The organism is Mesobacillus sp. (assembly GCF_049588175.1).
Lineage (GTDB): Bacteria > Bacillota > Bacilli > Bacillales > Cytobacillaceae > Mesobacillus.
In genome coordinates, this window is record NZ_JBAVFI010000612.1 from 1 (window position 1) to 2,169 (window position 2,169).

The following is a 2,169-nucleotide window of genomic DNA, read 5'->3' on the forward strand; positions in this document are numbered from 1 at the left end:
GCCGCACCAGGACTGATCACTTTGCAAATAACCGATTATCCTACGAAGGTTAAAGGTGATGCCAATATTAAAGTAAAATGAATTTATGGCTGTCCCTGCACTGGGACAGCCTTTTTATGTAGCCAAAAATTCATAAACCGCATCATTGATGATTTCGTGCAAATCGGCTTCAGGATCCTCGCTTTTCAACTCAACAATCTTCTCATATATTTCTTCGAATTCAGTTTCACCGAACGGCAGTGTATCATCATGCCGATACTGTACGAAGCACTTCTGAACCATTTTGCGTATGAGTTTTTTATCCATAACATTAGCACCTCTCATCCTGATTATACTCTCAACAGCCAGCTGAAAACAGCCTCCTGTAAAATTGCCCATCTCTGGCATGCCCCCCCAAATAAACCTTAATTAAGTTATTCCGCCGGAAAATACCCATTGAAACCGAACGCATATTCGCTTAATATTATGGGTATAATGAAACGGAACAAATGTTCTTGTTGTTGGAACCGAAACATAAACTGAGCAGAAAGGAGAGACACAGAACATGGTCGATTACAGCGAAATGCCGAAAAATAAAATTCTTTGTGTTGATATGAAAAGCTTCTATGCCAGCTGTTCCGCAGTGATGCAAGGTCTCGATCCTCTTGACTGCTATCTGGCTGTCGTCGGGAACCTTGACCGCCCGGGAAGCGTCGTCCTTGCAGCCTCACCCCGCTTAAAGAAAGAATTTGGCATTAAAACTGGATCACGGATGTTTGAAATTCCGAAGGATCCCAGAATCATTGTCGTTGATCCCCAAATGTCAACGTATCTGCGAATCTCCACTGAAATCTCCCGTGTATTCAATCGTTATGTTCCAAAGGAAGCGATCCATACCTACAGTGTCGATGAAAGCTTTATAAAAGTGGATGGAGCTTCAAAGCTATGGGGCGATGCTGCATCGATTGCCCAAAAAATAAAAGATGATATTGAGCGAGAGTTCCAGCTTCCATGCGCAATCGGGATTGGACCGAACATGCTGATGTCAAAATTATGCCTGGACCTTGACGCGAAGAAAAAGGGAATCGCCGAGTGGACATATGAAGATGTGCAGACCAAGCTTTGGAATGTATCGCCCCTCCGGGAAATGTGGGGAATTGGGCGTCGTGTTGAAAAAACGCTGAATGGCATGGGGATTTTCACAGTCGGTCAGCTTGCACGCTATGACCTTGAAAAATTGGAGAAAAAATTCGGCGTCATGGGCAACCAGCTTTATTGGCATGCATGGGGAATTGATTTCTCGGATATCGGTGCCCCGATCATGGAAGGGCAGGTCAGCTTTGGAAAAAGCCAGATTTTGCTTCGAGATTATAAAGAGGAAGAGGAAATCAAGCATGTCATTCTTGAAATGTGCGAGGAAGTGGCACGCCGGGCAAGGAACCATGGGAAAGCAGGACGGACAATCAGCTTTGGGATTGGCTACAGCCAGGATGAATTCGGCGGAGGCTTCCACCGTTCAAGGACGATAGAAGAACCTACGAATGTCACAATGGAACTGTATCGCGTCTGTCTTGAATTATTTGCTGAGAATTATACAGGAAAAACGGTGCGCAGCATTGCGATTTCACTTGGAAACCTTGTCGTTGACAGCGAATTTCAATTGAGTTTATTTGAGAAGAATGGATGGAAGAAGAAGGAACTTGGCTATGTGATGGACCGAATTCGCAGCCGGTATGGCTCGGCAGCTTTGCTAAGGGCCGTTTCTTATACTGCGGCTGGTACAGCAAGGCATCGCGCCGCGCTGGTCGGAGGCCATAAAGGCTAAATGATAATAGGGAGGAAATCGTATGATTCGTGACCGCGGAAGAATTAAATGGACATCCATGATGCTTCCTGAACACGTAAAGCTGTTACGGGACTGGGCACATGAAGACAGATATGAAAAAGAAAAACAGCTGGATGAGCAGCAGCTCGAACAATTGAATGAAACCATCCTCGAAGCGATGGAATATAACCGTCCGGTCAGCATCACCTATTATCGTCAGCGGAAGTATGAACTGGTAATCGGGAAAATCCATTACTGGAATGAACTCGGCCAGAAGCTTCATATCGTGGACAAATTTGAAGAAATCCATCGCATTCAGCTTTCAGCCATTGCCGATGTCCGGCATGCGGAATGGTGACCAAGAG

At 45.4% G+C, this 2,169-nt stretch carries 3 protein-coding genes; 2 read left to right on the plus strand and 1 reads right to left on the minus strand.

Going from position 1 to position 2,169, the window contains the following annotated elements:
• Positions 1-114: 114 nt before the first annotated feature.
• Positions 115-378, minus strand: coding sequence for a YqzH family protein (locus WB217_RS14835; protein WP_423994013.1), 264 nt, complete (start codon positions 376-378; stop codon positions 115-117).
• Positions 379-544: 166 nt separating this feature from the next.
• Between WB217_RS14835 and WB217_RS14840 the strand changes: the two genes are divergently transcribed.
• Together WB217_RS14840 and WB217_RS14845 are read left to right on the plus strand one after the other, a co-directional pair.
• Positions 545-1,804, plus strand: a complete 1,260-nt coding sequence (locus tag WB217_RS14840; RefSeq protein ID WP_423994014.1) for a DNA polymerase thumb domain-containing protein — start codon at positions 545-547, stop codon at positions 1,802-1,804.
• Positions 1,805-1,826: 22 nt separating this feature from the next.
• Complete coding sequence (locus WB217_RS14845) at positions 1,827-2,162, plus strand: YolD-like family protein (RefSeq protein ID WP_423994015.1); 336 nt, start codon at positions 1,827-1,829, stop codon at positions 2,160-2,162.
• The last annotated feature ends 7 nt before the right edge of the window (positions 2,163-2,169 follow it).

What these genes read in the sequence shown, in the direction of transcription:
- WB217_RS14835 (WP_423994013.1), bottom strand. Translation starts at nt 378, where the DNA reads ATGGGCAATTTTACAGGAGGCTGTTTTCAGCTGGCTGTTGAGAGTATA.
- WB217_RS14840 (WP_423994014.1), top strand. Translation starts at nt 545, where the DNA reads ATGGTCGATTACAGCGAAATGCCGAAAAATAAAATTCTTTGTGTTGAT.
- WB217_RS14845 (WP_423994015.1), top strand. Translation starts at nt 1,827, where the DNA reads ATGATTCGTGACCGCGGAAGAATTAAATGGACATCCATGATGCTTCCT.